The 25,730-nt window shown below is 61.4% G+C and carries 24 protein-coding genes and 7 pseudogenes; 20 read left to right on the forward strand and 11 right to left on the reverse strand.

What is annotated here, in order from left to right:
* Window positions 1-4: 4 nt before the first annotated feature.
* Window positions 5-154 carry a hypothetical protein gene (locus B0B13_RS18920; RefSeq protein ID WP_235091147.1) on the reverse strand — a complete coding sequence of 50 codons (150 nt, stop codon included), beginning with the start codon at window positions 152-154 and terminating at the stop codon, window positions 5-7.
* A 508-nt stretch (window positions 155-662) separates the two neighbouring features.
* Here B0B13_RS18920 and B0B13_RS18925 point away from each other — a divergent pair.
* From B0B13_RS18925 to B0B13_RS02220, 3 genes are all read left to right on the forward strand, one after another.
* Window positions 663-995 (forward strand): polysaccharide deacetylase family protein, encoded by a 333-nt coding sequence (locus B0B13_RS18925; protein ID WP_076794143.1) that lies wholly within the window; start codon window positions 663-665, stop codon window positions 993-995.
* A gap of 141 nt (window positions 996-1,136) precedes the next feature.
* A complete protein-coding gene (locus tag B0B13_RS02215) occupies window positions 1,137-1,379 on the forward strand; it encodes an H-NS family nucleoid-associated regulatory protein (protein ID WP_076787977.1) in 243 nt (80 codons plus the stop codon).
* Window positions 1,376-2,293, forward strand: coding sequence for an alpha/beta fold hydrolase (locus B0B13_RS02220; RefSeq protein WP_083703589.1), 918 nt, complete (start codon window positions 1,376-1,378; stop codon window positions 2,291-2,293). The genes B0B13_RS02215 and B0B13_RS02220 overlap by 4 nt, the downstream gene beginning before the upstream one ends.
* On the opposite strand, the pseudogene B0B13_RS18930 reads toward B0B13_RS02220, so the two are convergent.
* A pseudogene (locus tag B0B13_RS18930) lies at window positions 2,274-2,360 on the reverse strand (ABC transporter permease); the annotation flags it as partial. The gene B0B13_RS02220 and the pseudogene B0B13_RS18930 sit on opposite strands and share 20 nt — an antisense overlap.
* Window positions 2,361-2,566: 206 nt before the next feature.
* Between B0B13_RS18930 and B0B13_RS02225 the strand changes: the two are divergent.
* The 3 genes from B0B13_RS02225 (at window position 2,567) to B0B13_RS02240 (ending at window position 4,791) form a co-directional block, all read left to right on the forward strand.
* The gene (locus B0B13_RS02225; protein WP_076787978.1) at window positions 2,567-2,908 is read left to right on the forward strand and encodes a hypothetical protein; all 342 of its coding nucleotides are present in this window, start codon (window positions 2,567-2,569) and stop codon (window positions 2,906-2,908) included.
* An 87-nt stretch (window positions 2,909-2,995) separates the two neighbouring features.
* A complete protein-coding gene (locus B0B13_RS02230; protein WP_076788585.1) occupies window positions 2,996-3,820 on the forward strand; it encodes an arylamine N-acetyltransferase family protein in 825 nt (274 codons plus the stop codon).
* 464 nt (window positions 3,821-4,284) lie between these two features.
* Complete coding sequence (locus tag B0B13_RS02240) at window positions 4,285-4,791, forward strand: hypothetical protein (protein WP_139337281.1); 507 nt, start codon at window positions 4,285-4,287, stop codon at window positions 4,789-4,791.
* A 301-nt stretch (window positions 4,792-5,092) separates the two neighbouring features.
* Here the strand turns inward: B0B13_RS02240 and B0B13_RS02245 are convergent, their stop codons facing one another.
* Window positions 5,093-6,259: a glycosyl hydrolase gene (locus B0B13_RS02245; RefSeq protein WP_237573988.1), complete on the reverse strand. Its 1,167-nt coding sequence runs from the start codon at window positions 6,257-6,259 to the stop codon at window positions 5,093-5,095.
* A 598-nt stretch (window positions 6,260-6,857) separates the two neighbouring features.
* On the opposite strand from B0B13_RS02245, the pseudogene B0B13_RS02250 reads away from it, so the two are divergent.
* From B0B13_RS02250 to B0B13_RS19700, 8 genes and pseudogenes are all read left to right on the forward strand, one after another.
* A pseudogene (locus tag B0B13_RS02250) lies at window positions 6,858-7,324 on the forward strand (SDR family NAD(P)-dependent oxidoreductase); the annotation flags it as partial.
* Window positions 7,321-7,824, forward strand: coding sequence for a MarR family winged helix-turn-helix transcriptional regulator (locus B0B13_RS02255; RefSeq protein WP_502686585.1), 504 nt, complete (start codon window positions 7,321-7,323; stop codon window positions 7,822-7,824). The pseudogene B0B13_RS02250 and the gene B0B13_RS02255, both read left to right, overlap by 4 nt.
* Window positions 7,817-8,674 (forward strand): enoyl-CoA hydratase family protein, encoded by an 858-nt coding sequence (locus tag B0B13_RS02260; RefSeq protein WP_076794150.1) that lies wholly within the window; start codon window positions 7,817-7,819, stop codon window positions 8,672-8,674. The genes B0B13_RS02255 and B0B13_RS02260 overlap by 8 nt, the downstream gene beginning before the upstream one ends.
* 94 nt (window positions 8,675-8,768) lie before the next feature.
* Window positions 8,769-9,217: pseudogene (locus tag B0B13_RS02265) on the forward strand (acyl-CoA dehydrogenase family protein); the annotation flags it as partial.
* Window positions 9,214-9,690: an acyl-CoA thioesterase gene (locus B0B13_RS02270; protein ID WP_076794151.1), complete on the forward strand. Its 477-nt coding sequence runs from the start codon at window positions 9,214-9,216 to the stop codon at window positions 9,688-9,690. The pseudogene B0B13_RS02265 and the gene B0B13_RS02270, both read left to right, overlap by 4 nt.
* A gap of 23 nt (window positions 9,691-9,713) precedes the next feature.
* Window positions 9,714-10,109 (forward strand): annotated as a pseudogene (locus B0B13_RS02275) (RidA family protein); the annotation flags it as partial.
* A 132-nt stretch (window positions 10,110-10,241) separates the two neighbouring features.
* A pseudogene (locus B0B13_RS02280) lies at window positions 10,242-11,389 on the forward strand (AMP-binding protein); the annotation flags it as partial.
* A 237-nt stretch (window positions 11,390-11,626) separates the two neighbouring features.
* Entirely contained in the window at window positions 11,627-11,878 is a 252-nt protein-coding gene (locus B0B13_RS19700; protein ID WP_338910041.1) for an AMP-binding enzyme, read from the forward strand.
* Between the two features lie 77 nt (window positions 11,879-11,955).
* Here B0B13_RS19700 and B0B13_RS02285 read toward each other — a convergent pair whose 3' ends face one another.
* From B0B13_RS02285 to B0B13_RS02300, 4 genes and pseudogenes are all read right to left on the reverse strand, one after another.
* A complete protein-coding gene (locus B0B13_RS02285; RefSeq protein WP_076794153.1) occupies window positions 11,956-12,357 on the reverse strand; it encodes a type II toxin-antitoxin system VapC family toxin in 402 nt (133 codons plus the stop codon).
* Entirely contained in the window at window positions 12,354-12,629 is a 276-nt protein-coding gene (locus B0B13_RS02290; RefSeq protein ID WP_235091139.1) for an AbrB/MazE/SpoVT family DNA-binding domain-containing protein, read from the reverse strand. Before B0B13_RS02290 ends, B0B13_RS02285 begins: the two co-directional genes overlap by 4 nt.
* 248 nt (window positions 12,630-12,877) lie before the next feature.
* A pseudogene (locus B0B13_RS02295) lies at window positions 12,878-13,003 on the reverse strand (peroxidase-related enzyme); the annotation flags it as partial.
* 580 nt (window positions 13,004-13,583) lie between these two features.
* Window positions 13,584-13,793 (reverse strand): hypothetical protein, encoded by a 210-nt coding sequence (locus tag B0B13_RS02300; RefSeq protein ID WP_076794155.1) that lies wholly within the window; start codon window positions 13,791-13,793, stop codon window positions 13,584-13,586.
* 465 nt (window positions 13,794-14,258) lie between these two features.
* On the opposite strand from B0B13_RS02300, the gene corA reads away from it, so the two are divergent.
* On the forward strand, window positions 14,259-15,236 hold the full coding sequence (gene corA, locus B0B13_RS02310; protein WP_076794549.1) for a magnesium/cobalt transporter CorA: 978 nt from the start codon (window positions 14,259-14,261) through the stop codon (window positions 15,234-15,236).
* A gap of 310 nt (window positions 15,237-15,546) precedes the next feature.
* Here the strand turns inward: corA and B0B13_RS02320 are convergent, their stop codons facing one another.
* Window positions 15,547-16,260 carry an MgtC/SapB family protein gene (locus B0B13_RS02320; protein WP_076794551.1) on the reverse strand — a complete coding sequence of 238 codons (714 nt, stop codon included), beginning with the start codon at window positions 16,258-16,260 and terminating at the stop codon, window positions 15,547-15,549.
* Window positions 16,261-16,949: 689 nt separating this feature from the next.
* Between B0B13_RS02320 and B0B13_RS02330 the strand changes: the two genes are divergently transcribed.
* From B0B13_RS02330 to B0B13_RS02340, 3 genes are read left to right on the forward strand one after another with little or no spacing between them, the layout of a single operon-like run.
* Window positions 16,950-17,762, forward strand: coding sequence for an ABC transporter substrate-binding protein (locus B0B13_RS02330; RefSeq protein WP_076794160.1), 813 nt, complete (start codon window positions 16,950-16,952; stop codon window positions 17,760-17,762).
* A gap of 3 nt (window positions 17,763-17,765) precedes the next feature.
* Window positions 17,766-18,494, forward strand: coding sequence for an amino acid ABC transporter permease (locus tag B0B13_RS02335; protein ID WP_076794162.1), 729 nt, complete (start codon window positions 17,766-17,768; stop codon window positions 18,492-18,494).
* A gap of 2 nt (window positions 18,495-18,496) precedes the next feature.
* Window positions 18,497-19,186 carry an amino acid ABC transporter permease gene (locus tag B0B13_RS02340; RefSeq protein WP_076787989.1) on the forward strand — a complete coding sequence of 230 codons (690 nt, stop codon included), beginning with the start codon at window positions 18,497-18,499 and terminating at the stop codon, window positions 19,184-19,186.
* A gap of 144 nt (window positions 19,187-19,330) precedes the next feature.
* Here the strand turns inward: B0B13_RS02340 and B0B13_RS02350 are convergent, their stop codons facing one another.
* Window positions 19,331-19,921, reverse strand: coding sequence for an IMPACT family protein (locus B0B13_RS02350; protein WP_076794165.1), 591 nt, complete (start codon window positions 19,919-19,921; stop codon window positions 19,331-19,333).
* A gap of 150 nt (window positions 19,922-20,071) precedes the next feature.
* Between B0B13_RS02350 and B0B13_RS02355 the strand changes: the two genes are divergently transcribed.
* Together B0B13_RS02355 and B0B13_RS02360 are read left to right on the forward strand one after the other, a co-directional pair.
* Window positions 20,072-20,344 carry a hypothetical protein gene (locus B0B13_RS02355; RefSeq protein ID WP_076794166.1) on the forward strand — a complete coding sequence of 91 codons (273 nt, stop codon included), beginning with the start codon at window positions 20,072-20,074 and terminating at the stop codon, window positions 20,342-20,344.
* A gap of 527 nt (window positions 20,345-20,871) precedes the next feature.
* Window positions 20,872-23,331: a hybrid sensor histidine kinase/response regulator gene (locus B0B13_RS02360; RefSeq protein WP_139337282.1), complete on the forward strand. Its 2,460-nt coding sequence runs from the start codon at window positions 20,872-20,874 to the stop codon at window positions 23,329-23,331.
* A 211-nt stretch (window positions 23,332-23,542) separates the two neighbouring features.
* On the opposite strand, the gene ligD is transcribed toward B0B13_RS02360, so the two are convergent.
* Together ligD and B0B13_RS17575 are read right to left on the reverse strand one after the other, a co-directional pair.
* The gene (gene ligD / locus B0B13_RS02365; RefSeq protein ID WP_237573987.1) at window positions 23,543-25,381 is read right to left on the reverse strand and encodes a non-homologous end-joining DNA ligase; all 1,839 of its coding nucleotides are present in this window, start codon (window positions 25,379-25,381) and stop codon (window positions 23,543-23,545) included.
* Between the two features lie 144 nt (window positions 25,382-25,525).
* Window positions 25,526-25,648: pseudogene (locus tag B0B13_RS17575) on the reverse strand (integrase core domain-containing protein); the annotation flags it as partial.
* Window positions 25,649-25,730 lie beyond the last annotated feature (82 nt).

Below are 25,730 nucleotides of genomic sequence, written 5' to 3' on the forward strand. Positions count from 1 at the left end.
TGCATCATGCACCGCGCCTTTCGGACTTGTGCAGGTGATCAGCTTTCACGCCCGGCATGGCGCGCAACAGCTGTGCAGACGTCCGGTACACTTCCTCGGCGCCACCTTTAGAGGCGAAATCATTAATGATCAGCACATTGCAGCGTTTGTCCATGTCATTCTCTTCCAAACCCCGCGGCTTGCGATCTAACACGTGCGTTGCGGATCTGCGACATCGTGCCGTTGGATGCGTTAAGTCAGCCGGGCCGCGGCTGACCGCGCGCGGTCATTACGTTGGATGATGGGCATGCTGGTAACGCCGCTCTGCTGCCCGTGTTCGACAAGTATCGGGTGCGTCCGACCATTTTTTTGTGTAGCGGCGTCATCAAGCATCGCGCTGCACATTGGTGGATGCATTCGGCTGCCGCTGGTACAGATATCGAAAGATTAAAGCGGCTGCCAAACTGTGAACGCCTCGCGCAATTGCGCGAGCGCGGCTACCAAGGTGCGGAGCTGGGGCAAATCTTGCCCGTGCTGGCGGGCGACGGGCAGCCGGAGGAGCCGACGATCGGAGACGAGGGTCGCGATGGCCCCGCGCCGACCGGGCTTAGCGTGTGGCAGGTCAAGCAAATGCGCGCGCGGGTCGACTTTCAGTCCCATACGCGTTTTCATCCGATCCTGACTTGCTGCGCGACGCCGAATGCGAGCAGGAGATCACCGGCTCCCGGCGGGACATCGAACGGTTGACCGGCCGGTCCTGTGAGCATTTTGCATATCCGAACGGCAACTATGGGGAAAGGGAGATCCGGCTGTTGCGCGCGGCCGGCTACCGCACCGCCAGAACGTGCGACGTCGGCTGGAACGATGACGCGACCGATCCGTTCAGGTTGCGTGCCATCGATATCCACGATGACTCATCGCTGGCATGGTTTATCGCGCAACTGACGGGGATTCCATTGTTCCTGCGCTATGCGCGGCACGGCGGCGGCTGGCGTGGCCGCAAGCCGCAATTCTGACCCGTGCAGCCGGCGCCAGCCGGCGGTCTGATCGGGATTTCGCAAAGAGCGTTAAAATAGCGGGGTAAACGCCTCCTCTGTGCCGCCGGCGAGCTCTCGCTGGTTCGCCGTGCAGCTTGCGCGACACAATGACTTCCCCCTATGGACGAACAGAAGAGACAGCGAATCATTGCGTATATTCACCACCGGATGGACGAATACGGTATTTCCATTGAGCGCTTGGCCGAAGCACTCGCTGAAGAGGAAAAGAAAATAAAGCCGATATTGTTTCGTGATGCGTATGGCAACGTATGGGATGGTGAGGGAGACATGCCCGATTGGCTCAAGCGAGCGGTGCATGCCGGACAATCGACCGAGCACTTCATGGTCGAGCCGAAGCAATGACCGGCGCCTTCCCGATGCCGCGCGCGACGCCGACGCGCGCGATGCTGCACGCTCAGTCCATGACACTGGCTGACGGCGCAAGTGTTGCTTTCGCGCAGGCGGGCAGTGGCGAGCCGATCGTGCTGGTTCACGGTTCGCTGTGCGACTACCGGTATTGGGAGCCGCAGTTCGTGCCGCTGGCGTCGACGCATCGCGTGCTGTCGCTCAGCCTCGGGCACTACTTTCCGACGCGCGAGCTCAATTGTGCGCTGCCGTTCAGCTGGAACGCACATGTACAGCAGATCGCCGTGTTCATCGACGAGGTGGTGCGCGAGCCGGCGCACGTAGTCGCGCATTCCCGTGGCGCCTACCTTGCGTTTCATCTTGCCCGCCGCTTTCCCGACCGGTTGCGCAGCGTGACGCTGGCCGACCCGGGCGGCGCCATTCAAGGCAATGATGCGCCAAACGCGCCGGCGGCCGCGGATCAGGTCAACACGCTGCGTACCCGTGCCGTAACGCTGATCGAGCAAGGCGAGGTGGACGCTGGTCTGGCGTTGTTTGTCGACTCGGTCAGCCGTCCAGGGTCATGGGCGCAAAGCCCGGACGGGTTTAAGACAATGGCGCGCGACAACGCCCATACGCTGCGGCCGCAAATTGCGGAGCGGATGCCGGTCTTCGCCGCGCACGAGGCCGGCGCAATCACGGTGCCGGTTCTGCTGGTCGGCGGGGAGAAAAGCCCTTCAATGTTTCATCGGAACATCGAATGGCTGCACCAGCGCATCGACGGTGCCTGCCAAGTGATGATTACCGGCGCCTCGCACGGGATGAACCTGGCGCACCCGCGCGCATTCAATCGAGCGGTACTAGACTTTATTAATGCGCATGGCCGGGCGCGGTTGTCCGGAAATGGGGTGTCATCACGACGGACGTGGTGACCTGCCGGCGCGACGCGCCAAGGATGAGCGCATTGGCGATCCTGTAGCGGTTGGCTTTGCGACATCCTCTGGGAGATTGCGCCGGGCTACTGCGGTTGCCATGACGATAATGGCAGGTTTGAGGGCCGGCCGCTACCTGTACCCGCTGCACGAAAACGGGTGGACGGCTGCGCGCAGCGATTCGTTCGCGTTGACGCAGCAGTCCGCTGCGTGACGTGCTGTGGGCACCGGTCGTGCTACTGTTGGGAGGAGCGAGCCCAACCGGGAGATGGGATGACCAAGCTTTTTGTTTCGATGTTTTTTGCGCTCGCTTTGAGCGGCTGTATGCTGATGCAGCATAACCCCGACGCCGGCGAACCCGAGAAGGTTGCCTCGACTGGGCGCAGTACGGAGGACGTGATCGCGTGCATGACCGAGGCAGCGAGTCGGCATCATGCGTCATTTCGCGCGTCGCCGATTCCCCAGGGCCAAATGTTGGATTTCGGCGACTCCAACATCGTGAAGATCCGTACCGACGACGATGGCAGCACGAGCTTCCGGTTCTACCCAGGCAAGCGCCATCCTGGCAACCTGTGGATCGAGGGCGCAGCGCGTCAGTGCGCGGGTACGCCATGATGATCCGTTGCAACGCGGCGCCGGGGAGCGGTTGGCATTGCCGTGCGAGGGCAGGTTCGCGCGCGCGTCGCGCGACGGCGTACTGCGATGGCTGAACGCGTCGACCTTGCCGCCTATTTCGAGCGTATCGGCTATGCCGGGGCGGCGCAGCCGACGCTCCAGGTGCTGAGTGTGCTGCATGCGCTGCATCCGCGCGCGATTCCATTCGAGAATCTCGATCCTTTACGCGGCGAGCGCGTACTGTTGGACCTGGACCGGATCCAGCAAAAACTCGTGACCGGCGGCCGAGGCGGTTATTGCTTCGAGCACAACACACTGTTTGCCGCAGTGCTCATCGAGCTAGGCTTCGATGTGACGCCGATGCTTGCGCGCGTCTTATGGACGCGCGACGGTACCGACGTGACGGCCAAGTCCCACATGTTGTTGCATATCGCGCTACCCGAAGGGCCGTTCGTTGCCGATGTTGGCTTTGGTGCCATCACACTGACGGCGCCATTGCGGCTGGACGCGGGCGCCGTTCAGCCGACGCCGTTTGAGCCGGCTCGGCTCATCGGGCAGCCTGCGTTGCAACAGGGCTACGATCTCGAAGTAGCGCTGGGTTCGCGCTGGCAGAAGGTCTATCGGTTCGAGCTACGGCCCACGTATCGAATCGATCATGAGATGGCCAATTGGTACACTTGCGCCCATCCCGATTCGCATTTTATTCGCGAGCTGATCGTGTGCCGCGTCGTCGGCGACGCGCGTGCTGCTCTGCGCAACGATCGGCTCACGTTGCACCTGCGCGACGGCAGCGATCAACGGCGGCGACTGGTCAGCGCCGCCGAGTTGGCGGAGTGCCTGGTCGGTACGTTCGGTATCAATGTTGACGGCATGGATATCGACGCGTTGTTCGAAAAAATACGTGAGCCGTGATCGGCGCGGTCACGATGCTGGTTACGCGCTCGCCATCGCCGTGCGACCGCTACTTCAAACGCGTGCCGCTACAATCGAGCGCTGCCGTACATGCACTATGCGTGCGCGTTGTTCATTTCGTTTATGAAGTGAGTCCCTCGCTACTTGATAGGCAAGCGGAGTGCATGATTTATAAACTGTATCAATGAAGAAGAGACGGCACTATGGATAATATTTATATATCTTCCGCTCTTTGGGGCGGTATAGGAAAAATCGGTACTACTTCGACGCAACCAGGACAGGAGCCAACACCGGCGTCTATCGACGCCAGGCAGGCTCCTGTGCAAGGCCAGCTGTCGGTCTTGCGGGAGCATTCCCGTGCGCTTAAGGCAGCGCGGTTTGCACGAACATCGAGTGGCGTCATCGCGAACCAACCAGACAGCGCAGTCCACGTCGCGAAGCGCAACGCCCAGGCGTATGGCAGTATGCCTCCCGTCCCGAAGCGCCTGTTGCTGACCGCTCCTTTCACCCCCAGCGAGAGCGTGTTGGAGAGCGTTCCCAGTAGCACAGAGCGTCCGCAGCTGTCGAAAACAGACGCGCAAGGGCTACATAAGGGGCAACCTGCATTAATCGCGAACCACCCAAACAGTGCAGTCCACGTCGCGAAGCGCAAAGCCCAGGCGTATGGCAGTACGCCTCCCGCCCCGAAGCGCCTGTTGCTGACCGCTCCTTTCTCTCCCTGCCAGAGCGTGCTGGAGAGTGTGTCCAATAGCACAGAGTGTCTGCAGCTGTCGAAAACAGACGCGCAAGGGTCGCATAATGGGCAACCTGCATTAACCCTGGAGCAACTCAATTCGCTGCTCGCATCGTCACCTCTGCCGAGTGTCGAGGCTTGGCATGGTGGGTATGAAGAGCAACCTGCATTGACCCTGGAGCAGTTCAACCCACTGTTCGCTTCGTCACCTTTATGGAGCGGCAAGCCTTTGCCATAATCTGTCCAAGTTCAGGGCTACCGTGAGAATGGTGCTGCCCCGTCATGGGCTGAATCCACGCCCATGGCGTTCGACCATCAAGATGCAAGGAGCCCGGTACCCCGTTGAGCTTCACTCTGGCTAAACATGGCAAGACCGCGCGAGCTGTTGGCGGAAGACTCACACTGGCACGATACATTAACCGGCCTTTGTAAACTGGGCAAAGCCGACATTGTCATGCGGTGTCCACTACCTTAATCCATTTCGCGCTGATCGTCGAAGGTCCTCGTAGTGTGAACACGCCCTAGTGCGTATGCGCGCCCTACGGCATCGCGTGCGCCGCGATGAACCGCTTGACTACGTTATAGCGATGCTTGCGGGTGACACCATCGTCAGCTAGCAAGCCGTAGTTTCCATCGCCACCGTACGCCTCGTCGTCGAACAATTCATACAGTGTAACGTTTTGAATATTGTACTTTTTGGCATTCTCCACTAGGCCGCCGAGCGCGTTCGGCCCCACCAGGTAGGCTGCCGATGCTTGTTCGCTCGCGCCCGGTCGGACGCCCAGTTCGGTGATCCAGATCGGCTTGCGGTACGTCTCATGCAAGTGCCTGAGCACGTTGACGCCTCGCGCGGCGGTGATGTCCCCCATGTCTGAATACCAATGCCATGCGGTGATGTCCCACTGCGGGATCCGGTGCCCTCGGGAGCCGTCGGGTTGTGTGCCGGTGTACAGCATGTCCAGGAAACCAAAGTGCAGCCATCCTGGCGGGCACATCACGATCGTGGCGGAGGGGTTTGCAGCCTTTATCCCATCAATCATCCCGAGAATCGAACCACGAGCCTTCTGAAAAGAGGCGTTGTCATAGTCATCCGGATGACTGCCATGCCCGCGGCGAATGCTGACATTCTCGTACTCGTTCCCCACCTGGTAATATTGGACGACGCCCTTGAGCGTCATGGCGACCATCGTCCCCAGTTTTAACCCGTCGCGATAGGCTGCATCCTCGTTGACATAGGCGTTTAGGTCAGCCGTTAGTACTGCGAACACGTCGATGCATTGTTTTTTTGCCAGTTTAGCGATCCGAAGGACCTTTTGCGTACTGGCATAATTGAAAACATCATGTCCGTACATCGTCATACCGAGTTCCTTGACATGATCAAGTTGCGCTTCATAACTGATCTTGTCATACACGCCTCCTTGCCCGACGTGGCCGCCAATGCCGTAGAACACCCCTTTGATGCTATTGCTGCACGGAATCGTTGGCGGCGCAGCCGGGGCCGGCGTGTTCGCCGGTCTGCTGGATTTCGTGGCGGCGCCGGCTAGGTTCGGCGGGATGGCCGCTACTTTCGTGGCGCCCCCATTCGAGACAGGTAAGTGCGATGCGACGTCCCCGCCGGTCCGATCGCTGCCGAAGGCCGTTTGTAGCGCCGCGCCGGCCAACGTCACAATCGCGATCCCCACAAACCAGTAAGAATAACGTCTCATTCGATGCCCTTTGTACGGTACGCGCATCGTACATGCTACTGTGCGCCGACAACGATCCGATGTACGCGAAACCACAAATTACCAATAGTGAGCCGCTGACGCAGCAACGGACAAGCGGGTCGGCACATTTTGCGTGGTTAGCAGTCAGCGGAAAGGGCGAAGGCGGAACTCTGCGGTGTGGTACAGGGTAACTGCAAGAGGCCGTGTTCGGCGACGTAGGCTGGCTTGCCGCGCTTGCCAATGAGGTGACGGTGTTTTTGCGTTGTGAAAAGCTTGACCCAGCCGGATGCGATCGGTCGTCCAAGAATTGGACCGGTCACATCCGAACACATCCGAGGTAATGTCAGATGATTACATCGGATGTGAGGCAACGAGCGGTTAGAACGCAACTTAGCAACGTGCCAATGCAACCTTGTTAATCTATGTCAAACGTGGCGGTGCCTACGTGCAGGCGTTGTTGGATGATCGACAAGTGCCTTAACCGCATCGCCGTTACCCAACCTAGTCGCTGCGTCAGACATTTGCTCGACAATAAAATATTTAGAAATGGCTGCTGTCGACACCCGATGCCGATGCACGGCCGGTGCCGTGCGCGCAAGCTGTCGCAGTGGACGTCACGCAAGCCGATTCGGTCAACGCCGCATTCGCAGCAGTCAATGCTGCGTTCGGTCCAGTGGACATCCTCGTGGACAACGCCGGGCACGCGCAAGCCGCGCCATTCAGCCGGACCGATTCGGCGTTGTGGCAACGCATGCTCGACGTAAACTTGGGCGGCGTGTACTGGTGCACACGCGCTGGCGCTCGAATATGCAACCCGCGGCGTCACGGTAAATGCGCTCTGCCCTGGTTACACGGACACGCCACTGCTGCGCGAGTCGATTGCGCAGATTGTGTCGAAGACTGGTCGTGACGAGGCGGATGCACGACGCGAACTGATGTGCGCTAATCCGCAACGTCGTTTCATCGAGCCCGAAGAAGTGGCGGACACTGTGCTGTGGCTGTGCCCACCAGGGGCGCGCTCGATCAATGGTCATGCTATCTGTCAGCGGCGGGGAGGTGATGTGAACCTGAGCAGGCTGGACAATGTCGTCGACCTGGAACTGAGCGGTGGCGCCAGCAGCCATATGGGCCTGCGTCTGTGGCTACGGTGGTTGACCACGACCAACCTAGTGCAGACGGCGCTGCGCAAGCGGCTGCGCGCCGAGTTCGATATGACGCTGCCGCGTTTTGACCTGATGGCGCAGCTCGAGCGCCATCCGGACGGACTGAAGATGAGCGAGTTGTCGCGCCGGCTAATGGTGACCGGCGGTAACGTCACGGGCATCACGGACCAGCTCGAAAAAGAAGGGCTAGTCACGCGTGCGGAGGATCCGAGTGATCGCCGCGCGTATACAGTCCGGCTGACGCCGGCAGGGCGCGCGCTGTTCGACCGGATGGCGGCTGTGCACGAGCAATGGATCGCCGAACTGTTCGGCGGACTGGAACTAGACGAAAAGGCGAGATTGCACCAGAAGCTGGGCAAGCTCAAAAGCCACCTGTTGGACACACTGAAACGAGATGCATGATGACAAAACCGCTGACGCATCGCTCGTCTCCGGCAACCGGACAACGCTCGCGGACTACCGTGCGCAGCATTTCCTGTGGCAGGTCGAGGGCAAGGTCGCGACGATCGTGCTGAACCGGCCCGAGCGCAAGAACCCGTTGATCTTCGCATCCTATGCTGAACTGCGTGATCTATTTCGTGCGCTAACGTATGCGACGGACGTCAAGGCGGTCGTGGTGCATGGAGCGGGCGACAATTTCTGTTCCGGCGGCGACGTGCACGACATCATTGGACCGCTGATTGACCTGCCGATGCCGGACTTGTTGATGTTTACGCGGATGACCGGTGACCTCGTCAAGGCGATGCGTCACTGCCCGCAGCCGATCGTCGCCGCGGTCGATGGTGTATGCGCGGGCGCCGGCGCGGTCGTCGCAATGGCATCGGACCTGCGGCTAGGCACTCAGCGCAGCAAGGTGGCGTTCTTGTTCACGCGAGTCGGGTTAGCCGGATGCGACATGGGCGCTTGTGCGCTGCTGCCGCGCATCATCGGGCAGGGTCGCGCGTCCGAGCTGCTGCTCACGGGTCGTGCGATGAGCGGCGAAGAGGCGCACGCATGGGGCTTCTACAACCGGGTCAGCGAACCGCAGGCCCTGCTCGCGGATGCAGCTGCGCTCGCCAAGGAGCTGGCAAGCGGTCCGACCTTCGCGCATGGCATCACGAAGACGATGCTGCACCAGGAGTGGAACATGGGCATCGACGAGGCGATCGAGGCCGAGGCGCAGGCGCAAGCGCTCTGCATGGCCACGCGAGACTTCGGGCGGGCTTATGACGCGTTTGCCGCCAAGCAACGACCGGTGTTCGAGGGTAACTGACGTGGACTACCTGAACCACGTCGAATGGCCATTTTTTGACGATCGTCATCGCAAACTCGCGCCGCGCATCGATGCATGGGCGCGGAACCATCTCCGCACCTCGGTGGCGGCTGCCGCGCTCGGTTTCGCGCGCCACGCGTTGCGCGAAGGGTTGCAGCGCGCGGCAATGCGGCACATGTTCGGCCAGACGCTCGGCGACTTCCAGTTGACGCAGGCCAAGCTGGCGCAGAGGGCCACGACAATCGACAGCGCTGCATTGCTCGTGTATCGCGCCGCATGGCTGCGCGACCAGGGCCGCAACGTGACGCGCGAGGCCGCGATGGCGAAGATGAGCGCGACCGAGGGCGCACAGCAGGTGATCGACGCAGCGGTGCAGCTGTGGGGCGGCCAGGGTGTCGCGCTCGGCACGCCTGTCGAGCAGTGGTACCGCGAGATTCGCGCGCTGCGTATCTACGAGGTGCCACTGAAGTGCAACAGTTGATCATCGGTCGTGACCTGTTGAAGCAGGCACGCGACGCTGCTACCACGGGAGGGGTGAAATGACGACTTCAACGCCGCCGTCGCGAGCAGCGGTACAAGCGGGTGGCATCGTCTTCGAACGGTCGTGGCAGGTTCGCTTCGCGCATTGCGACTCGGCCGGCATCGTGTTTTTCCCTCAATACCTGGTGATGACTAATGGCCTGGTCGAGGACTGGTTCAACGAAGGCTTGCGGGTCGATTACGGCGCCTTCGTGACGACGCGACGCCTCGGCCTGCCGATCGTCAAACTCGATTGCGAATTCGTTGCGCCGAGCCGCATTGGCGATACGTTGACGCTGTCCCTGTCGGTGCTGGCCGTCGGTCGCAGTTCGCTGCGGCTGTCGATCAGCGGCTCGGTGCAGCAGCAGCTGCGCTTCCGGGCCGAGCAGATATTAGTCTTTACATCACTCGATACGCATCGCCCAATTCCGCTACCGCCCGACGTACTCGCAAAGCTGCAACGTTATCTGCCGAAAGCGGCGCAACATAGGAACTGATACAGATGAAACGAGTACTTTAGCCCACGGGCTGGGCCAAGCCGCGCGGCTATGCAAACGGCGTCGCGGCAAGTGGCACGCAAGTCTACATTGCCGGACAGATCGGCTGGGACGCGGAGTGCGTATTCTGCGCACATGATTTTGCCGGGCAGGCGCGATAGGCGCTGGCCAACCTGATGGCCGTGCTCGAACAGGCCGGCGGTCGCGGCGAGCACTTGGTGTGCATGACCTGGTACGTAACCGACAAGCGCGAGTATTTAGCAGCCGCCAAGGAAGTGGGGGCGGCGTTCCGCGAAATTGTCGGCCACTACAACATCGCGATGAGCGCGATCCAGGTGGTGGCATTGATCGAGGACGACGCAAAGGTCGAGATCGAGGCGACCGCGGTTATCCCCGAGGGCGAAGCCGCGTGCCGCTAGCGGGGGAACTGTCGGCGCCGACTCGTGGGAGGCGTGTGCAAGTCAGCGTGGTCGGTTGGAACCATCGGCTTGCGTCTTATGTCAATGTTGCGCCGGGCAGTCGTGCTGCCTGAATTTTAGGAAACCGTATTGATGGAACAATCTGCTCATCTCGATACCTTCGCCCGCGACCACTTGCCGCCGCCGGAGCAATGGCCCGAATTGCTGCTCGACAATCCCGATGTTGCCTATCCGGCGCGTTTTAATTGCGCGGTCGAATTGGTCGATCGCGCAGTTGAGGCGGGCCATGGCGAACGCTGCGCGATCTGGTCGGATCGCGCGGGCGAGCGGCACGCGACGAGCTATCGAGAATTGCAGGCGCTGGTGAACCGTACCGCTAGAGTATTGGTCCAGGACATGGGGTTGGTGCCCGGTAATCGGGTGCTGCTGCGCGGCCCGAACACGCTGAACATGGCGGTGATGTGGCTCGCCGCAGTGAAGGCGGGCCTCGTGACGGTGCCAACGATGCCGCTGCTGCGCGCGAAAGAACTCAAGCAGATCATCGACAAGGCGCAGATCGCCGCCGCGTTGTGTGACGTGCGACTGGCTGAGGAAATCGAGTATTGCCGCACACCCGGACATGAGCACTTCTGCACGACGCTGAAGGATGTACGCTTTTTCAATCATGAAGCACCGGATTCGATTGACGTGCTGGCGCGCTGCAAGGCTCCCGAGTTCGACGCGTGCGATACCGCGAGCGACGACGTTTGCCTGATTATCTTCACCAGCGGCACGACCGGGGCGCCAAAAGGATGCATGCATTTTCACCGCGACGTGCTCGTGATGTGCGATCTATTCTCCCGTCATGTGCTCAAGCCGCGAGCCGACGACATATTCTGCGGCACGCCGCCGCTGGCCTTTACGTATGGCTTGGGCGGACTGCTGTGCTTTCCGCTGCGCGTTGGCGCATCGACTGTGCTGATCGAGAAGCTGACGCCGGACGGGTTGCCACGATCGAGCGCTTCCGCGCGACGATGGTCTTCACCGTGCCGACCTTCTATCGGCAGATGACAGCGCTGACTGCCCGGTACGATATCGGATCGCTGCGTAGCAGCGTGTCGGCCGGCGAAGCGCTGCCGGATGCGACGCGCCAGGCGTGGAAACAGGCGAGCGGGCTGGAGATGATCGACGGTATCGGCAGCACCAAAATGATCCATATCTTCATCGGCAGCGCCGGCGCGCAAGTGCGGCGCAACGCCATTGGCAAGGCGGTACCCGGCTACGTGGTGCAAGCGTTGGACGGCGAGATGCGGCCGGTGCCTCCAGGTACGCCGGGCAAGCTCGCCGTGAAGGGCCCCACCGGCTGCAAGTACCTCGCCGACGAACGGCAGGCGAAAGCCGTGCGCAACGGCTGGAACCTATCGGGTGATACTGTGGTGATCGATGAGGACGGCTACGTGTTCTATCTGGGAAGGGCCGACGACATGATCATCTCGGCCGGTTACAACATCGCGGGGCCGGAAGTCGAGGGGGCACTGATGAAGCATCCGGCCGTGGCCGAGTGCGCGGTGATCGGCGCGTCCGACGGGGAGCGAGGGCAGATTGTCAAGGCGTTTGTCATTCTGGCAGCGGGGTACGAGCCCAGCGACGCGTTGGTTTCGCAATTGCAGGAACATGTAAAACAGACGATCGCGCCATACAAATATCCGCGCAGCATCGTGTTTACCGATGACTTGCCGCGTACCGAGAGCGGCAAGCTGATGCGGGTTGCGTTACGCCAGGCAGGATGACGGCGCAGTGGCCGGCCCGTATAGGGCGGGATGTAGTTGTAAATTCAATTGAACGGTTGCTGATACCAACGATACATTCAGGATAGTAGCTGGGTTCTGATAGAGCTATGCTTTTTGAGTATGGCGACTGCTTTTTTATCAAAGGTAGTAAAAACCTCTGCGCCGAGGGCCAAGCCTTCATAGGCTATGACACCATCGGCAAAATCACCCCCCGCCCGTAACATCGCCAGACCAGCATCGACTCTGCCACGGTCAACTTCGACGTTGTCGGCTTCTACGAGAACGGCTATAGCGTTGGCTATATCCTCTGCCGCCAATTTATAGCCTCGCGATAGATTCCATGCAACCTCGCATAACACCGGCAAGGCAATAGCGACCAGTGTTGCTTCCCGTATCACTTGGTGAGCTATTGTTGCCTGTTCAATATCATCAGCCAATAAGTAGCGCAGTACAACATTGGTATCAACAGCCAATTTCATTCTTCACCCGCCCAACCTTTGCGGGAAATTTCGTTCATCTCTTCGATGGATAAAACGAAATTGTCTTTATTTTTTGCCTTGAGAATGCCAAACGCATCATCAATGCTCCGTCCTTCCCGCACTGCCTGGATGACAGCCCGGCCATCCGGGAGCGTATCGACGTTAAGCTTTTGACCTGGACGAAGTCCCAGATGGCGCAAAAGTTCTTGTTTGAATGTCACCTGCCCTTTTGCGGTGACGGTGAGAGTAATCATGGCCTCTACCTTGTTCATGGTTACAACTACATTGTAAGGCAAAAATGCCTTACAAGCAAGGCGAGCGATGCACTTTGCCAAAAATTAAACGAAACATCAATGACAACTTTCGGGGCAGCTCACTCGTAACCCTGAATCAATTCTCCACGTGGAGCCCAGTGCAGGTTGCTAACCGAATCGCTCAATCCACGATTATGGTAACCAGGGGCGATGCGTGCACACCGCTAGCATAATGAATCGATTCAGCTATCGATATTCGTTTCTCATCAGGCGGGAAACACGGGCTCTCCGAGAGTGAGCATGAGGCGATTGGCCCATGCGAAGATGGCGATCGCGTGGCTTAGATCAAGTATCTCGGCTTTTGTTAGGCCCACCTCGTGAAGCGCGTCGATCAGCTTGTTGAGCAGCGCGGCGGTTTCGGCGCCGCTGGAACTGAGCGCGGCGAGGCGCCCGCGACAGGCGCGTGCCGCCGCGTTATTCGCGACGCGTATTTTGGCGGTCCGCTCGCTGCGCAAACTGTATCGTGAGCGGGCTGTCTTGATCCGGATATTGGGGCAACGGGTGCGTGGAGTGGCCCCTGTACCATGTGGCTCCCTACCTCGACACATCTTCGCAAGACGTGCGTGAGGCGATAGCTGCTCTTGACCTCGGCGAGTAGAGCTTAAGCTGAACGAGAAGAAAACCGATAACGCTCAAGGGTAGGGCTTCGATTTCATGTTCACATTAGCTAGCTTAAACTAAGTCCATGCCGATAGGGGTACTATGCAGACCTGCGACTCAAAAGCTTGTAGCGTGTCGGCTATTATCTGGAAGCGGCATCACGGTGCTATGGGCAAATTTGGATGCCGGCGAATCGCAATTGGGCGGTAGACTGCTTACTAGCATAAAACCGGCACGACTGAGCGGTCAAGCCGCCCATGCTCGTGTAAGCAACGCCCATGTCGATCACACGGTCGGCCGGTGCCCTCGGGGTTATGCTTGCTGTGTGTCGGGGTGAGCCGAGTGGTAGGCGTCGATCATTTCCTTGAGCTTGGCGCCAAGCGGTCCGCCGCCGCCGAGGGGCCCATTGAAAATCTGGTTGAGTGCCTCAAGCTGTTTTCCTTGATCCGCCGACATAGTTTTGGGGTCTAGCGACTGCAGGTTAGACGGATCTAAAAAACCGCCGCCAATGGTAGGCATCATAACGCTCTCCTTTAAGTAGATGTGCTGGGCTGGCTTTCAGCCGCCGAGCAGCACAACGATGCCATGCTGAACTGCGTGGAGTCCGGCGTTCACGAAGCAACACGTTACGACACGAACTCAGGCTCGCGTCGTCGCGCAGGCATTGGCGTCAAACACCGACCGCCATGGGTTGCGCAAAAACCGCTCGCCGAAACCCTGGAATGTCCCACGCAACGGTGAACCGTCGTTGCCACACGCGCGCGACGGCTGTGGCACGCTGCGCAAAGCTCGTTTCCGCAGTCCCTGAATTTAACCTCAGTCATTTGCCGGCAACTGAAGGCCTGAACTATGGCAGCGGCGCGTAATCTGCGCGGCTTCATGATGCATAGCGTACTGGCCGTAACGCCGCAGGGATTACCGGAGAGGGACTCGCCGTTTTGCGCCAGCTGGCTTATCCTTCGGCGGTTGCAAAAAGCGGAGGCACCGATGCTGATCAACTGCGCTGCATACCACGATGGTCGCAAGATGGGCGACATCCCGGTGGGTGACATTAGCGAATACGTCGCGAAACCGGACTGTTTTGTTTGGGTGGCGCTGAAAGACCCGGATCCCGAAGAATTGGCGCAGATGGCACACGAGTTCGGTTTGCACGAGCTGGCGGTCGAGGACGCACGCCATGGCCATCAACGGCCGAAAATCGAAGAGTATGGCGCGTCGCTGTTCGCTGTGCTGCACACGGTCGAGCAAACGTCAGACAAAGAATTGGAAGTTGGCGAGGTGGCGGTTTTTGTCGGCGCGAACTATGTGTTGACCATTCGCGCCGGCAGTCAGCAGGGCTTCCAGGACGTGCGTGCCCGTTGCGAGCGCGACGTGCATTTGCTGCGGCACGGCTCGGCTTTCGTGCTGTACGCACTGATCGACAGCGTGGTGGACCGCTATTTTCCCGTCGTCGAGGCGTTGATCGATGAGTCGGAGATCGTCGAGGACCGGATCTTCGAGAAGAAGGGCACCGCGGCCTCGCGTGACGTGGTAGAAGACCTGTATTCGCTCAAGCGCCGCTTTGTGCGGCTGCATCACCATGTCGCGCCTTTGCTGGAGGCGGTGGGGAAGTTGCAGGGTGGCCGCGTCCCGGCGCTGTGCGCCGGCATGGAGGCGTATTTCCGTGATGTCTATGATCATCTGGTGCGCATCGACAAGCTAATCGAAGGTCGCCGAGAGATGATCTCGACCGCGATTCAGGTGAACCTAGGCATGATCTCGCTGGCTGAAAGTGAGACGACTAAGCGGCTTGGCGCGTTCGCCGCGCTGTTCGCCAGTCCGACGATGATTGCGGGAATCTACGGGATGAATTTCCAGAGCATACCGGAGCTGCACTGGCAGTATGGCTATCCGGCTTGCCTGGCGGTCATGTTGGCGATCGATGCGGTATTGTGGTGGCGGTTTAGGAAGGCAGGCTGGCTTTGACCCTGCAGCGTGGGTCGATGGAACATCCCGACCTTGGGGCGGCTCGCGTCGCTGCGGCTGCGGCTGCGGCTGCGGCTGCGGCTGCGGCCTGGCGTGCTGTTTCGCGCGTTCGCGAGGATAAGCCTGGTTCGCTTCGGCGGCGTGATGTCCCGTGCGGCGCTTTCCTCTTTTGCGGTCCCATTGCCGGATACGAGCCATGCAGGGCCCGGCGTTGCTTGCCGGCGGCACGGTGATGCACCGTCCAGGCCGAGCTTTGTCGCGCTTCCTCCGTAAGGTAAGGCGCCGGCTGCGGCAACTATCGGCGCGGGGGCTATGACGGAACGACCTCACGCACGTGGTGCACGCCCTGTATCTGCTTGAGTCGGCGCACAATGGTTGCGAATTCCGGATCGGTGACCCGCGAGAACGCGATCGTCACCTCATCGATGTCGCCGCCGTCTTCCTGTTGCTGTACGATGAAGCGCTTGATGCGTTCGCTGCCCGGGCCAAGCACCTCGGACAAGGTATCGATCGACAACGCACCGCGGCTGGCGACGAGCCGCACTTCGCGGCGGAGCTTGGCCGCGATGAAGCGTCGCTCAAGCGGCTTCACGCCGACTAAGATCACCAAGATGATCGCCGTTGCGGCGCTGGACGCAACGTACAGTCCGCCGCCTACGGCCAGCCCGACGCCAGCCACGGTCCACAGGCTCGCCGCGGTCGTTAGCCCCCGGATGACTTCCCCGCGCAGCAGGATCGAGCCGGCACCAAGAAACCCGATGCCGGACACCACCTGGGCGGCGACCCGCGACGGATCCAGCACCACGCCTTCCTTACCTTGCACCTGTGTGAAGCCGTAGGTCGACACGATCATGATCAGGGCAGAGCCGACGCACACCAGCATGTGGGTGCGCAGTCCGGCTGCCCACTGTAGCCGTTCCCGTTCGATGCCGATCACGCTGCCGAGTGCCGCTGCCATCAGCAGCCGCCCGACCAGCTCTAGGTTGCTGACCGGGCCAGCTATTCCAATCAGATTCCAGTTCATTGCATGCTTCCGGTGTTGGGCCGCGCCGGCGTAGGTCGCCGACGCAGCAGCCAAAACGCAAGATTACTGGAAAATCAGTCGGGGCGGTGCTGGCCGGCGATGCATAGGTTGACCGCCGCTATTCACGTGACTCACGTGACGCGCCCCGTCGCGGTCCGGGCGGTGCCGTGATACGGCTGCGCATTCGTGTCCGATGATGCCGGTTCGCGTCCGGTAATGCTTGCCGGCGCAGCAGCACGGGCGCGATGCCCGCGATCCACGCTTCACATTGCGCAGCACCGGTACATCATCGTAGTGCTTGGCGGTGTTCTTCAGCGTGACGCTTGTCATGTCTGTCTCCCGTTGAACCCGTCGGACGATGCCGCGACGACGCCCGTGGCACTGTCCTCGACCACGATGCATTGCGTCGGGGCAACGTTAAGCGAGTGTGCGGCCGTAAGGTAGACATCCGGGTCGGCTCCGGCGCAGCGACTTGATCGGCACAGAACAGCCATACGCCAAAGTGTGGCACGAGGCCGGTGTGCTGCATTGCCGCATGGCATGGCTGAAAACCCATGCAGGCATTATTCCGGGGCGTTCTATGCTGTGCAACATTTATTGGTTTGAAAATCGTCCTACCAATGCTATGTTAAGCGACCTCGCGTCACTGATCTGGTACACGCGCCGCTCAATCAAAAAGTTCACAAGATATGAAATTGACAGTGTTTTCCACGCTGCTGGCCGGCTTGCTGATCGTCGCGGCCGGCGTTGCTCACGCTGACCGGCTCGACGACATCAAGAAGGCGGGCGTGTTGCGGGTGGCGACGTTCGACAGCAATCCGCCATTCGGCTTCGTCGATGCGAAGACGCATCACATCGTCGGCTTGGACGTCGATTACGCTAAAGCGCTAGCCGATAAGCTCGGCGTGAAGCTCAAGTTGCAGCCGACTAATCCGGCGAATCGGATTCCGTTCCTCACGTCCAGGAAGGTCGATCTCGTGCTGGCCAACTTCACGATTACCGAGGAGCGTGCCAAGCAAGTGGACTTTAGTATTCCGTATTTTGCATCCGGCCAGCAGTTCCTCGCCAAGAAGGGCGTGCTCAAGTCGGCCGAGCAGCTCAACGGTCTGCGGGTCGGCGCGGACAAGGGTACCATCAACGAAATCACGCTGCGCGAGAAATTCCCGCAGGCCACCATTGTCGCGTACGACGACACGCCGTTTGCGTTCGCCGCGCTTCGGGCCGGCAACGTGCAGGCGATCACGCAGGACGGTCCAAAGTTGGTCGGCCTGCTCGCCAACGTGCCCGACAAGCAGCACTACGAAATCCCGGCCTTTACGATTTCCAACGACTATATGGGCGTGGGTATTCCGAAAGGCGAGACGCGGCTGATCGCGTTCGTCAACGATACGCTGCGCGGGCTGGAGAAGAGTGGCGCGGCCGAACAAATCTACAATCGCTGGTTTGGCCCGCACACGAGCACGCCGCTGCCGCGCCTGTTCAAGATCGGCGACAAGGTCTGAGCTGTGCCGCAGGAGTGGATCCTGGCGCCGAAGTACGTCGGCTGGCTGCTGCAGGGTTTCGGTGTCACGTTAGCGCTGGCCGCGACGGTGATCGTCGCCGCCACTGCGAGCGGCTTCGCGCTGGCGATGGCGCATAGCGCCGATACGTGGCCGGTGCGTCGCGCTGCCGCGGCCTACGTGCTGGTGTTTCGCAATTCGCCGTTACTGGTGCAATTGATGTTTTGGTATTTCGGCGCGGCGACATTGCTGCCCGATGGGCTGATGCAGTGGCTGAACACGCCACATACGATTCAAGCCGGCGCATTGTCGCTGCGCTGGCCGCCATTTGAATTCGTCGCCGGTTGGCTCGGGTTGACGTTCTACTCGTGCGCATTCGTCAGCGAGGAATTTCGCGCCGGCCTGCGGGGCGTGTCCGGCGGACAACGTCAGGCTGCCGCCGCGCTCGGGCTCACGCGTTGGCAGGCGTTCTGCCATGTCGTGCTGCCGCAGGCGGCCCGCAACGCGATGCCGCCATTATTCGGCCAATACATGAACATCGTGAAGAACTCGTCGTTGACGATGGCGATCGGCTTAGCCGAGCTCTCGTATGCGTCTCGCCAAGTCGAGACCGAGACGTTCAAGACGTTTGCCGCATTCGGCGTGGCGACGGCGCTGTATATCGGCACGATCGCGGTGATCGAGGCGCTCGCGCACGTGGTTCAGCGGCGTCACCCGGCTGCCCGCGCGGGGTGACGATGGACATCTCGATCCTGTTGGATAATCTGCCATACTTGCTGGTCGGCACGTTCCCGAACGGGCCGCTTGGCGGCGTGGCGTTGACGTTGGTGCTCGCGCTGACGTCGGCCTTCGCCTCCGGCGTGCTCGGGCTCGCCGCTGGCATTGCATTGGCGGTGACGCACGGCGCCGTTCATATGGCGCTGCTCGCCGTGCTCGGGTTCTTCCGCGCGATTCCCGTGCTGATGCTGATGTTCTGGACATATTTTCTGCTGCCCGTCGTGCTGCATATCGATGCACCCGGTCAGCTAACCGTCGTCTGCGCGCTGTCGCTGATCGGCGGCGCATACCTGTCGCATGCGGTGCATGCGGGTATCCGCGCGGTGGGCGCTGCTCAACTGCAGGCCGGGTTGTCGCTGGGTTTCACGCAGATGCAGACACTGCGCTTCGTGGTGCTGCCGCAGGCGTTGCGGATCATGGCGCCGTCGTTTATCAACCAATGGGTGTCGCTGATCAAGGACACGTCGCTGGCGTACATCGTCGGCGTGCCGGAATTGTCGTTGCTCGCCACGCAGGTCAACAACCGGTTGATGGTCTATCCGGCCCAGATTTTCGCGCTGGTCGCCTTCATCTATGTACTAATCTGTACCGCATTCGATGCGATTGCGTCGCGGCTGGTCGCCGTGGCGACGCCGCGGCCGTTACGCTGATTACGGCGCAACGGCGCAACGGCGCAACGGCGCAACGGCGCAACGGCACAACGGCGCAACGGCACAACGGCACAACGGCACAACGGCACAACGGCACAACGGCACAACGGCACAAAATGCGATGAGCGAATGCCGTAGCGCGCTTTAGTGCGGCGCGAGCGCGGCACGCCCGTGGGTCAGGTCGCGCAATGCTTGCTGGGCGGCGTCCAGCGCATCCTGCGGCAGTACGATGGTCAGTGTGACACGCATGCCATGCTGGCTGTCGGCGAGCACATGGCCCTGTTGCGCGATCCAGTGTCGGATACGTGCCTCATCCGCATAGTCGGCGTCAATGGTCAAGTGCCTCTGGGCGATGCGCTCAATGCGCTGCGCGTGCTGCAGCGCCGTCGCAACCGCGTCCGTGTACGCACGCACGAGTCCGCCTGCGCCGAGCTTGATGCCGCCGTAGTAGCGCACCACCGTCGCGAGCACGCCGTCCAGGTTGTGATGGCGCAGCACCTCCAGCATTGGGCGGCCGGCGGTGCCGGACGGCTCGCCGTCGTCGGACATGCCAGACTGGCCGCCGGCGAGCAGCGCCCAGCAAACGTGCGTCGCATCCGGATGGACGGTGCGCAGGCGATGGACTTCGGTCATCGCGGTATCGCGGTTTTCGACTGGCACGACGGCGCTGATAAAGCGACTCTTGCGAATATCCAGTTCCGCGTGGACGGCAGCGGCGAGCGTGTAGGTCGGCAATTGACAGGACTTTCAGGGATAGGCAGGGTTTGCCAGCAGCCGTGCCGGCGACATCGTGGCCGGCTGCCGTTCGGCTATCATACTCGATGAGTTCCACGAAGGCGGTAGCCGCTGGCGCACTGGCTTGCGCCGGCGGCTGCCGAATGGCTCATGATTCGAAAGACGTTGAATGCGACGGGGCTGCAGCAGGAGTTCGAGCGCCGACTCCACCGGCTTTATCATATTGCCGACGACGGCGTGAAGATCCGCGTGCCGCGGCCGCATATGCAACCGCCCGACGCATCCGGATGCAACTGGACGCTCGGGCACTTCAGCCATGCGGTTGGCTACGAGAAAGATATTGCCGCGGTGCTGGCGGCGATGCGGGCGGAGTACAATCTGGCGGGCGAAGTGGCGCGTCCGGACGACCCGTTCGGCACATAGCGCCCGCCGTCGCGCCGGGTGGTGCGCACCTTGTCGATCTCGGTGGCAAGACCTGCGTCGATCCATGCTGCTGTGCGGCCGGTGAGCACCGAAACCGGCTTGCCGGTCAGCGCGGCGACTTCGGGCGTCACATAGCGCGCCTGCACATCAGTCGTGCATACCGCGATGACGCGCGTGGACGGGTCGGCACCAATGCACGCGCGCAGTACAAGTTCGACGCCTGACACGTTCAATCCCTGTAGGGGCGCATTGTTTGATATTTATATCTACCGCTTCCAATAAGGCAATTAATGCGGCGGATTTTAATAAGTAAAGCGGTGGATTTTAAAGTGCTGGCCTGCTAACGCGCCGCGAGCGGATGCAAGGGCGTCACGCTGGGATAGAATGAGCCACATCGGCTGCTGGCCGTCGCGCGATGGGCCACGCGCCGGCCGCGCGCAGGGCAGTGCGCGCGATGCCATGTTGCGCGGTTTCGATGTACGATTTGTCACGCTGTAATCGAGCCTATTGCAAAGAGCCATGTGCCGATGACGAACCGCGGACCTGCCCTCGACAACCTGACGTCCGTCTGGCCGATGTTGTGGGTTAAAACAATTGCTGATTACGCGATATTCGCGTTGTCACCGGATGGCCGCATACTGAGCTGGAATGCCGGCGGCGAGCGTATCTACGGGTACACCCGAGAGCAAGCCCTGCAGCGCATGCTTGGCGACCTGTATCCGGACCAGGACCGCCGGGCCGGCGCGCCCGCGGCCGCGCTGCGCACGGCGGCGCGCGAGGGCCGTTACGAGAGCGAGGGATGGCGCATGCGCCGCGACGGTACGACGTTCTGGGGCAGCGTCGTGATGACGCCACTGCATGGTGCGCACGGCCAGCTACTCGGCTTCGGCAAGATTGTGCGCGACATGAGCGACAAGAAAAAAGTGCACGATGTGGCGATGGAGAGCGAGCGGCGTTTCCGGCTGCTCGTTCAGGGCGTGACTGACTATGCGATCTTCATGCTGTCGCCACAGGGCATTGTCACGAACTGGAACCAGGGTGCGCGACGCATTAAGGGCTACCAGGCTGAGGAGATTATCGGCTCGCATTTCTCCCGCTTTTACACGCCACAGGAGGCTGCCGCCGGGGTGCCGCAACGCGGCCTCGACGTGGCGGCGCGCGACGGGCGCTGGGAGTCGGAAGGTTGGCGCGTTCGGCGCGACGGCTCACGTTTTTGGGCGCACGTGGTGCTCGATGCCATTCGCGACGATGACGGCGAGTTGATCGGCTTTGCCAAGATCACGCGCGACATCACCGAGCGGCGCGAGGCGGCCCAGGCGCTGGAGGAAACCCGTACCGCGCTGTTCCAGTCGCAGAAAATGGAGGCGATCGGCAAATTGACCGGCGGTGTCGCGCATGACTTTAACAATGTGCTGCAGGTGCTGCGTGGCAACCTCGAACTGCTCGAGAATCGCCATGGCGGCGATGCGTGGAGCCGTGAGCGGCTCGCCAAAGCCATTGACGCGGTGAGCCGCGGAGCCAAGCTGGCCGCGCAATTGCTGGCGCTGGCTCGTCAGCAGCCACTCAAGCCCCGGGTCGTCAACCTCAGCGGTGTGCTGCACGGCATGGACGACTTGTTGCGACGCGTGCTCGGAGAGACGATCCATATCGAGACGACGGTGGCCGACGGGCTCTGGAACACCCTCGTAGATAGCCACCAGCTCGAGAATGTGATCCTGAATCTGGCCATCAACGCCCGCGATGCGATGCCCGAAGGCGGCCGGCTGATGCTGGCGCTGACCAATGCGGCGCTCGGCCTGCAACCGGTGGCTGGCATTCCGGATTTGCGTCCGGGTGAGTATGTGATGTTGGCGGTCACGGATACCGGCACCGGCATGCCGTCCAGCGTGATCGAGCGGGCGTTTGATCCATTTTTCACGACTAAGCCGGAAGGGCAGGGAACGGGGCTAGGCTTGAGCATGGCGTACGGCTTCGTGAAGCAAAGCGGTGGGCATATCCTGATCCGTAGCGAGCCGGGACAGGGCACGACCGTGTGCATCTACCTGCCGCGCTCCACGGCGACGGCCGATACAGTGCTGGCGCCGCCGAGTGTAGCGCCGCAGGGCGGCAACGAGACGATCCTGGTGGTCGAGGACGACCAGGCGGTGCAGGCTACCGTGGCCGAGACGTTGATGGGACTCGGCTACCGGGTGCTGTGCGCGGACGACGCAGATCAGGCACTGGCATTGATCCGCAGCGGCGTGCATGCCGACGTGCTGTTGTCGGATGTGGTGATACCGGGCTCGATCCGCAGTCCCGAGCTTGCGCGCGTTGCGTTGCGCCTGCGACCACGGTTGAAGATCGTGTTTACGTCTGGCTATACCAAGGATGCGATCGAGGACAACGCGCGGCTGGACGATAGTGTCGAATTGCTGCGCAAGCCATATAGCCGTGAGCAGTTGGCGGCACGTTTGCGCGCCGTGCTCAGCGGCCACGACGTGTCCGTTGCCGCAGGCCGGGCACGCTCTCCGGTGCCGGCTTCGGGCGATGCGGCTGCCGCGTCCTGCCGCGCCCTGCAGTCTGCGGAACGCGCCGATCCGCCGTCGCAGGGGGCGGCTAGTGCGTGTCAGCCTTCGACGCCAGACGATTCGGCCGCGCGTGAGCAGTGCTTGCGCATCCTGCTGGTCGACGACGACGCAGCGGCGACCGAGGCGGTACGGGAAATCTTGTCAATGCAAGGGCACGTGACGATCGCGGCGGGCACGGCGGAGGATGCGCTGGACGTGATCCGGCGCGACCGTTTCGACGTATTGCTCACTGATGTCACGCTGCCTGGCATGTCGGGGATCGAATTGGCGCAACGCTCGGTGAACGTACAGCGCAGTCTGCGCGTGGTCTTTGCCTCTGGCAACGATGTGCCGTGCGATTATGACTTGGGTTTCGCCTGGGAAGCGTTACGCAAACCGTACACCGCGGAGCAGTTAGGCGCCGTACTGAGGCGGCCGTGACCGCCGCGAGCCATGCGCGGACGATACCAGCATTCAGGCTGCGCAGGCGCGCGCCAATGCTCAACAGAGTGTGGCGCACACCAGCGTTGGCTCGTCGATGAACGGTATCGTGCAATCTAGCGCAGGCTGCGACAAGATAGCGAGGCCAGCGAACTCAGTGAACTCGGTCTATTTCGGTCATTAAGCGGCGACGCGGATCAGGCGGATCGCTTCATGCCGATCCGCTCGCGCATCTGCGCGGTGATCGTCTGCCGTACGCGGGCATAGCCGTGCCACGGATCGGTATCCTGTTCGGCGAGACGGTGGTGAAGGTTGGCGATCGTCCATTGATTGGCACTCTTGCGGGCGCAGCGGCTGCAACAGAGTCGGCCGATACCGCATGTTCTGGCCCGATGTCGCTAGCTGGCTTATCGGTGCGTAATCCGCGAAAGACGGCATGACGGATGATGCCCTCACGCGTCATTTCTGCGTAGGCCACTTCGGCAAGCAATTCAGGCCGGGTCCAGTGCACGCCCGTTGCCTCGCGTGCGCTCGGCCGGTTGTCCAGCGCGGCACGTCTCGTGCGCAGCGGGTCCAGCTGCCCGCGCACGGATCGCAGCGTGGCTTCGCTGAATCCGGCGCCGACTTTGCCCGCGTATCGTAGTGCGCCGGTATCGGGATCGTGTAGGCCGAGCAGCAATGCGCCGAATGCCTGCCGGCTACCTTTCGGCTCGGTGTAGCCGACCACGACGAACTCCTGCCGGTGCTTGCATTTGAGCTTGATCCAGTCGGTGGTGCGGCGCGACGCGTACAGGCTGCCAGCCCGCTTGCCGATCACGCCTTCGAGTTGGATCTCGCACGCGCTGTCGAGCATCGACTCCAGTGACTCATCGAAATCGCGCGACAGCCGCAGCACATCGCCTTCGTGGTGCTCGAGCAGCGCAGTCAGCGCGGCGCGGCGCGGCTCCAGCGGCACATTGCGCAGGTCTAGGCCATTCAGGTAAGGCACGTCGAACAAGTAATAGACAATCGCGTTGCCGCGCCGCGCATCGAACGCGTTTTGCAATGACTGGAAGTTGGGCAGTCCCGCTTCGTTGAAAACTACTACTTCGCCGTCTAGCCATGCTGAGTCTAGTCCCAGGCGGCTCAGCGCCTCGGCCTGGCGCGGCATCTTCGAGGTCCAGTCGTTACCGTTACGGGTGAACAATTTGACCTCATCGCCGTCGATCCGCGCCAGGGTTCGATAGCCATCGAACTTGATTTCATACCGCCAGTGGCCGGCTGGGACGGCATCCACCAGCGTCGCGAGCGCCGGTTTAAGCGATTCGAGTAGCGGTGCGGCGCGGGCGCCGTCCAGCGCGGGCTTGCGGGACTCACGCCGGTTCTGTGGCGAGGCGGGCTTGCGCAGGAGCGTTTGCGCCGACGCGTCGCTTGCCGTCCCAGGTTGGCGCTTGCGCGCCGCCTGACGCGTCGCGGGGTGTCGGGCCGATGTCGCGGGCCGAAGAGTACGGTCACTGAGCACGCTGTCCGGTAGCGCTTGCACGATATCGTACTCGGATTCCGGGCGCGCATCGTTGTCGTCCGATTTGATCAGCAGCCATTGCTCTTGCTTGCCTTTCAGCCGGGTGCGTACGAGATGCCAGCGGCCGGCGAGCTTTTCACCGTCAAGGCGGAAGGTCAGTCGGCCTTTTCGGTAGGCCTCGGCGGGATCGCCGTCCGGCATCCAGACGCCTCGGTCCCATACGATCACGTCGCCGGCGCCGTAGTGACCTTTCGGGATATGACCTTCGAATGCCGCGTACTCAAGCGGGTGATCCTCCACATGGATCGCGATGCGCTTGACATGTGGGTCCAGGCTTGGCCCCTTTGGGACCGCCCAGCTTTTCAATGTGCCATCCAACTCGAGGCGAAAGTCGTAGTGCAACCGCGTCGCGTCGTGCTTCTGCACGCAGAACTGCAATGCATGGTTGGTGCGCTCCCGTCGTGCCGACGGCTTGCCCGTTTTCCCCGGCGGCTCTGGGGTGGTGTCGAAGTCGCGCTTACGTGTGTATTCATCCAGTGCCTTGCGCATCATGGTCTCCGTTCGTGTGTCGGGCCTGTGTGCCGCGCTTGGGGTGTGCCGGCCCGCCGTCCGCGTCTCTATCCCATCGCAATTCAATCCAGGTTGGTGCATGGTCACTCGCCTGCGGCCGGTCGCGCACCCAGGTGTCCACCCCCGCGACGAGCGGTATTTCAGCGCGCTATGCGGGTGCTTTTCGTTGTAGTGTTCAAAGGCGACAGCCAGGTTGTACACGGCGGTTGCGGCGTCAGGCTTCAGCATAAACGCAACGTAATCGCGATTCGTCGCAGACGAACGGCCTGCCCACCCGAAGTGCTTCCCGGTGCTCCTGTCCCGGATGGTCGTACCATACGCCTAAAAC

The organism is Burkholderia sp. b14 (assembly GCF_900156195.1).
Classification (GTDB): domain Bacteria; phylum Pseudomonadota; class Gammaproteobacteria; order Burkholderiales; family Burkholderiaceae; genus Mycetohabitans.

What these genes read in the sequence shown, in the direction of transcription:
- B0B13_RS02225 (WP_076787978.1), top strand. Translation starts at nt 2,567, where the DNA reads ATGACCAAGCTTTTTGTTTCGATGTTTTTTGCGCTCGCTTTGAGCGGC.
- B0B13_RS02260 (WP_076794150.1), top strand. Translation starts at nt 7,817, where the DNA reads ATGCATGATGACAAAACCGCTGACGCATCGCTCGTCTCCGGCAACCGG.
- B0B13_RS02330 (WP_076794160.1), top strand. Translation starts at nt 16,950, where the DNA reads ATGAAATTGACAGTGTTTTCCACGCTGCTGGCCGGCTTGCTGATCGTC.
- B0B13_RS02290 (WP_235091139.1), bottom strand. Translation starts at nt 12,629, where the DNA reads ATGAACAAGGTAGAGGCCATGATTACTCTCACCGTCACCGCAAAAGGG.
- B0B13_RS19700 (WP_338910041.1), top strand. Translation starts at nt 11,627, where the DNA reads ATGAAGCATCCGGCCGTGGCCGAGTGCGCGGTGATCGGCGCGTCCGAC.
- ligD (WP_237573987.1), bottom strand. Translation starts at nt 25,381, where the DNA reads ATGCGCAAGGCACTGGATGAATACACACGTAAGCGCGACTTCGACACC.
- B0B13_RS02230 (WP_076788585.1), top strand. Translation starts at nt 2,996, where the DNA reads ATGGCTGAACGCGTCGACCTTGCCGCCTATTTCGAGCGTATCGGCTAT.
- B0B13_RS02245 (WP_237573988.1), bottom strand. Translation starts at nt 6,259, where the DNA reads ATGAGACGTTATTCTTACTGGTTTGTGGGGATCGCGATTGTGACGTTG.
- B0B13_RS02340 (WP_076787989.1), top strand. Translation starts at nt 18,497, where the DNA reads ATGGACATCTCGATCCTGTTGGATAATCTGCCATACTTGCTGGTCGGC.
- B0B13_RS02220 (WP_083703589.1), top strand. Translation starts at nt 1,376, where the DNA reads ATGACCGGCGCCTTCCCGATGCCGCGCGCGACGCCGACGCGCGCGATG.
- B0B13_RS02300 (WP_076794155.1), bottom strand. Translation starts at nt 13,793, where the DNA reads ATGATGCCTACCATTGGCGGCGGTTTTTTAGATCCGTCTAACCTGCAG.
- B0B13_RS02285 (WP_076794153.1), bottom strand. Translation starts at nt 12,357, where the DNA reads ATGAAATTGGCTGTTGATACCAATGTTGTACTGCGCTACTTATTGGCT.
- B0B13_RS18920 (WP_235091147.1), bottom strand. Translation starts at nt 154, where the DNA reads ATGGACAAACGCTGCAATGTGCTGATCATTAATGATTTCGCCTCTAAA.
- B0B13_RS02270 (WP_076794151.1), top strand. Translation starts at nt 9,214, where the DNA reads ATGACGACTTCAACGCCGCCGTCGCGAGCAGCGGTACAAGCGGGTGGC.
- B0B13_RS02240 (WP_139337281.1), top strand. Translation starts at nt 4,285, where the DNA reads ATGCCTCCCGTCCCGAAGCGCCTGTTGCTGACCGCTCCTTTCACCCCC.
- B0B13_RS02355 (WP_076794166.1), top strand. Translation starts at nt 20,072, where the DNA reads ATGATTCGAAAGACGTTGAATGCGACGGGGCTGCAGCAGGAGTTCGAG.
- B0B13_RS02360 (WP_139337282.1), top strand. Translation starts at nt 20,872, where the DNA reads ATGACGAACCGCGGACCTGCCCTCGACAACCTGACGTCCGTCTGGCCG.
- B0B13_RS02320 (WP_076794551.1), bottom strand. Translation starts at nt 16,260, where the DNA reads ATGAACTGGAATCTGATTGGAATAGCTGGCCCGGTCAGCAACCTAGAG.
- B0B13_RS02215 (WP_076787977.1), top strand. Translation starts at nt 1,137, where the DNA reads ATGGACGAACAGAAGAGACAGCGAATCATTGCGTATATTCACCACCGG.
- corA (WP_076794549.1), top strand. Translation starts at nt 14,259, where the DNA reads ATGCTGATCAACTGCGCTGCATACCACGATGGTCGCAAGATGGGCGAC.